This is a genomic window from Actinomadura sp. HBU206391 (assembly GCF_014323665.1).
Taxonomy (GTDB): domain Bacteria; phylum Actinomycetota; class Actinomycetes; order Streptosporangiales; family Streptosporangiaceae; genus Actinomadura_C.
This window is the reverse complement of the sequence record NZ_JABVEB010000344.1, coordinates 1-4,876: the sequence shown is the minus strand read 5'-3', so window position 1 is coordinate 4,876 and position 4,876 is coordinate 1. Positions and strand designations below refer to the sequence as shown.

Sequence of the window (4,876 nt, the reverse complement as noted above, 5' to 3'; positions counted from 1 at the left end):
CGCGACGCCGCCCGCGAGGCGCTCGCCGAGACCCGCAGGGTCGTCGGGCTGCTGCGAGCCGACGACGAGGCGGCCGAGCGGCGCCCGCAGCCGGGCCTGGACCGGCTCGAGGAGCTCACCGGGCGCGCCCGCCAGTCCGGCCTCACCGTCCACGCCCAGGTCGTGGGCGTGCCCCGGCCGCTTCTCGCCGGGGTGGACCTGTCGGCCTACCGCATTGTGCAGGAGTCGCTCAGCAACGCCGCTCGGTACGCGCCGGGCTCACGGGTCGACGTCGAGGTGCGGTACGGCCCCGAGCTGCTGCGGGTCCGGGTCGTCGACGACGGCGCCCGCACTCAGCCGCAGGAGTCCGGCGGAGGCCACGGGCTGGTCGGGATGCACGAACGGGTGGCGATGCTCAACGGCAAACTGTCGGCGGGACCCGACCCGGGCAACGGCTGGTCGGTCGTGGCCGAGCTGCCCTACGGCGATCCGCGGTGAACGGCCTTAAGGTGACCCTTGTGGCTATTCGCGTGCTGATCGCCGACGACCAACTGATGATCCGAGACGGACTGGCGTCGCTGCTGTCCTCGGACCCGGAGATCGAGGTGATCGGACAGGCGGGCAACGGCCGCGAGGCCGTCGACCTGGCCCGCGAGCTGAAGCCGGATGTGATCGTCATGGACATCCGGATGCCGGAGATGGACGGCCTCGCCGCCACCGCCGAGATCGTCGGCGATACGCCGGGCGTGCCGTCGGAGGCGCCGAAGGTCCTCGTCCTCACCACCTTCGACCTCGACGAGTACGTGTACGAGGCGCTCGGCGCCGGGGCGAGCGGCTTCCTGCTCAAGGACGCCTCGGCGGCCGACCTCATCTCCGGCGTACGGATCGTGGCGGCCGGCGACGCGCTGCTGGCGCCCTCGATCACGCGTCGTCTGATCAGCGACTTCGCCCGCCGCCGGCGGCACGAGCGGCCGAGTCCCAACGCCACGTCGACGCTGACCCCGCGTGAACTGGACGTCCTGCGGCTGATCGCGCGCGGCCTGTCCAACGCCGAGATCGCCAAGGAGCTCTTTCTCGCCGAGCAGACGGTGAAGACCCACGTCGGGCACGTGCTGACGAAGCTGGCCCTGCGCGACCGCACCCAGGCCGTCGTCTACGCCTACGAGAACGGCCTGGCCGGCTGACCGGTCCGCGCTCCCGCGCCATCGCCGACGCAGGCGAGGGTCTCGTTCGCGATCTCCAGCTCCTCGTCGGTCCGGATCACCAGCACCGCCACCTCGGCGCCCTCGGGCGAGACGACCCGGTCCGGACCGCTCACGCCGGCTCCGCCCACCTCGCCGTCTGATGCGTCGTTGCGGGTCGGGTCGATCGTGATGCCGAGGCGGTCCAGGCCCGACAGCGCGCCGGCGCGGACGCGTGCGTCGTTCTCCCCGACGCCGGCGGTGAACACCACCGCGTCGACCCGGCCGAGCACGGCGTAGTAGGCCCCGACATAGTGGCGGATCCGGTGGCAGTAGACCTGCACGGCCAGGCCGGCGTCCGGATCCCCGGCGTCGACCCGGCGCCACACCTCGCGCAGGTCGTTCGCCCCGGCCAGGGCGAGCATTCCGCTCCGCCGGTTGAGCGCCGTGTCGATCTCCTCGGCGGTCAGGCCCGCCCCGCGGCGCAGGAATCCGGGCAGTGCCGGGTCGACGTCGCCGGACCGGGTGCCCATCACGAGGCCTTCGAGCGGCGTCAGCCCCATCGAGGTGTCGACGCTGCGGCCGCCCGAGACGGCCGTGGCGCTCGCGCCGTTGCCTAGGTGCAGGACGATCAGGTTGAGACCCTCGAGCGGCCGGCCGAGCAGGGCCGACGCGCGCCGCACCACGTAGGCGTTGGAGGTGCCGTGGAAACCGTAGCGGCGCACGCCCAGCTCGGCGGCCCACTCCTTCGGCACCGCGTAGGTGTACGCCCAGGGCGGCAGCGTCTGGTGGAACGCGGTGTCGAAGACCGCCACGTGCGGCACGCTCGGGAACACCCGGCGCGCCACCTGGATGCCCTTCAGGTTCGCGGGGTTGTGCAGCGGGGCGAGCGCGCCGAGCTCGCCGATCACCCGTTCGACGGCGTCGTCGATGAGCACGGGAGCACTGAACCGGCTGCCCCCGTGCACGACGCGGTGCCCGATGGCGGTCACCCGGTCGAGCGCCGGCCCGGCTGCGTCGAACGCGGCCAGCATGGCCCGCAGCCCCTCGTCATGGTCTCGGTACGGCTCCACGCGCCGGTGGTCGCGGGTGCCGCGGTGGGTCAGCGCGCTCTCGCCCTCGCCGATGCGCTCCACCAGGCCGGCCGCGAGGCGGCCCACCGGCTCGGTGCCGAGGAGCCGGTACTTGATCGAGGACGAGCCCGTGTTGAGCACCAGCACCTGACCCCTCCCGCCCGCCGGTCCGGCCTGCCCGTCGTACGGGCTCCCGCCTCCGGTGGCCGTGGCGGGCGCCTCTCGCGCGTCGCTCACTCGGTGTCTCCCTGCGCCTGGATCGCGGTGATGGCCACGGTGTTGACGATGTCCTGCACCGTCGCGCCGCGGGACAGGTCGTTGACCGGCTTGCGCAGGCCCTGCAGCACCGGTCCGACCGCGACCGCTCCGGCACTGCGCTGCACGGCCTTGTAGAGATTGTTGCCGGTGCCCAGGTCGGGCACGATGAACACCGTCGCCCGGCCGGCCAGGCGGCTGCCGGGAAGTTTCGTGCCGGCCACGCCGGGGTCGACCGCGGCGTCGTACTGGATCGGACCTTCGACCAGCAGGTCGGGACGGCGCTCGGCGACGATCCGCGTCGCGGCGCGCACCTTGTCGACCTCTTCGCCGTGGCCGGAGCCGCCGGTCGAGTACGACAGCATGGCGATCCTCGGCTGGACGCCGAACCGTGCGGCGGTGGCCGCCGAGGAGATCGCGATGTCGGCGAGCCGTCCGGCGTCCGGATCCGGGTTGACGGCGCAGTCGCCGTACACCAGCACCTGGTCGGCGAGGCACATGAAGAACACGCTCGAGACGATGCCCTCGCCCTGGGCGGTCTTGATGATCTCGAAGGCCGGCCGGATCGTGTGGGCGGTCGTGTGCACGGCCCCCGACACCATGCCGTCGGCGAGCCCGAGATGCACCATGAGCGTGCCGAAGTACGACACATCCGTGACGGTGTCACGGGCCAGATCCAGCCCTACGCCCTTGCCGGCCCGCAGCGTGGCGTACTCCTCGGCGAACTGCTGGCGCAGCTCGCGGTCGTACGGGCTGATCACCTTGGCCGCGTCGATCTCCAGCCCGAACTCCCCCGCCCTCGCCCGGATCTCCTGTTCGTCGCCGAGCAGCGTCAGATCGGCCACGCCGCGTCGCAGCAGGATGTCGGTGGCGCGCAGGATCCGCTCCTCGGCGCCCTCGGGCAGCACGATGTGCCGTCGGCGGGCGCGTGCCCGGTCGACGAGCTCGTACTCGAACATCAGCGGGGTGACGGCCTCGGCCCGGGTGACCTGAAGACGTTCGAGCAGGACCTCGCCGTCCACATGCTCGGCGAACAGCCCGAGCGCGGTCTCGATCTTGCCTTGTGCGTCCGGTGTGAACCGCCCTTCGACGACCGACAGCTCCGTCGCGGTGTCGAAGGTGTCGTCCTCGGTGATGATCACCGGCAGGCGCACTGACATGCCGTCGAACAGGCGGGCGACCGGATCGGGCAGGTCCATGCCCCCGCTCAGGATGAGCCCCGACAGCGCCGGGAAGGTGGCCGCGCCGTGCGCGGCGGTCAGGCCGGGCAGCAGCGAGGCGGCGCGGTCCGAGGGGATGATGACCGCCGCCCCCTCGGTGAGCCGGTCGAGGATGTTGGGCAGCGACATCGCACCGACCATGAGGCCGCCGACCTCACGGGCGAGCTGGCGCTCCTCGCCGAGCAGCAGATAACCGTGGCACGCGGCCATCAGGTCGCTCATCGTGGGGGCGGACAGCCGCGGGTCCTCGGGCAGCACGAACGCCGGAGGGCTCTCGGCCGCCCTGCCGCCCGCGGCCTTCTCACCGGCCCTCTCGCCGCCGGCCGCGCCCGCGAGCCCGCCGGTGAGGAGGCCGCGGAGGACCCGCATGCGGTCCGGGGCGACGCGGGTCACCACGGTCGCGAGCTCGGTGGCGTGCTCGTGGCGGAGCTCCTTGCGGGTCAACTCGACGGCGGAGACGATCTCCTCGGGCGAGCGGCCGAGGCCGTTCACCAGCAGCAGCACGGGGGCGGCGAGGTGGGCGGCGAGGGCGGCGTTGAAGGAGAACTCGGCCGGCGCACCCACGTCGGTGTGGTCCGTGCCGACGATGACCACGACGTCGCAGCCCTCGGCCAGCGCGCGGTAGCGCGCGACGATGTCGGCCGTGGCGCGCTCCGGATCGGCGTGCACGTCCGCGTAGGAGACGCCGACCTCCGAGCGGACGATCCCGAAGCGGCTACGCAGCGTCTCGACGATGTTGTCGGGCCGGTCCGGGCGGACCACCGGCCGGAAGACCCCGACGCGCCCCACCTGGCGGGCCAGCAGCTCGGTCATGCCGAGCGCGATCGCCGCCTTCCTGGTGGCGGCGGCACTGGCCGCGATGTAGACCGCGCGCGTCATCGTCATCCTCCGTGACCGTGCTCCGTGGAGGCGGCGCGTCCCCGTGCCCCGAATTCCAGTGCCTCGAGTTACAGTGCCTCGAGTTCCAGTGCCTCGAGTTCCAGTGCCTCGAGTTCCAGTGCCTCGAGTTCCAGTGCCTCGAGTTCCAGTGCCTGGAGTCCAGTGCCTCCCGGCCCCAGCCTACGCGCCATGATCTCCCGGCCCCGGTCATGGCGGCGGATGCGCGCGTGCCGCCTAGGTCAGGGTTCCTCGGCGCGCGGGCCGGGTACGCCGCGGAAGCGGAACGGCT

The 4,876-nt window shown here is 72.7% G+C and carries 5 protein-coding genes; 2 read left to right on the top strand and 3 right to left on the bottom strand.

What is annotated here, in order from left to right:
- The coding region (locus HKK72_RS35945; protein ID WP_410050381.1) for a sensor histidine kinase at positions 1 to 477 on the top strand (477 nt) is incomplete at its 5' end.
- A gap of 20 nt (positions 478 to 497) precedes the next feature.
- Positions 498 to 1,163, top strand: coding sequence for a response regulator (locus tag HKK72_RS35940; RefSeq protein ID WP_187238858.1), 666 nt, complete (start codon positions 498 to 500; stop codon positions 1,161 to 1,163).
- On the opposite strand, the gene HKK72_RS35935 is transcribed toward HKK72_RS35940, so the two are convergent.
- The 3 genes from HKK72_RS35935 to HKK72_RS41840 form a co-directional block, all read right to left on the bottom strand.
- Positions 1,139 to 2,470, bottom strand: coding sequence for an acetate kinase (locus tag HKK72_RS35935; RefSeq protein WP_315987618.1), 1,332 nt, complete (start codon positions 2,468 to 2,470; stop codon positions 1,139 to 1,141). The two genes, HKK72_RS35940 and HKK72_RS35935, sit on opposite strands and share 25 nt — an antisense overlap.
- Complete coding sequence (gene pta, locus HKK72_RS35930; RefSeq protein WP_187238859.1) at positions 2,467 to 4,587, bottom strand: phosphate acetyltransferase; 2,121 nt, start codon at positions 4,585 to 4,587, stop codon at positions 2,467 to 2,469. The genes HKK72_RS35935 and pta overlap by 4 nt, the downstream gene beginning before the upstream one ends.
- Positions 4,588 to 4,655: 68 nt before the next feature.
- A complete protein-coding gene (locus HKK72_RS41840; RefSeq protein WP_261987531.1) occupies positions 4,656 to 4,778 on the bottom strand; it encodes a hypothetical protein in 123 nt (40 codons plus the stop codon).
- Positions 4,779 to 4,876 lie beyond the last annotated feature (98 nt).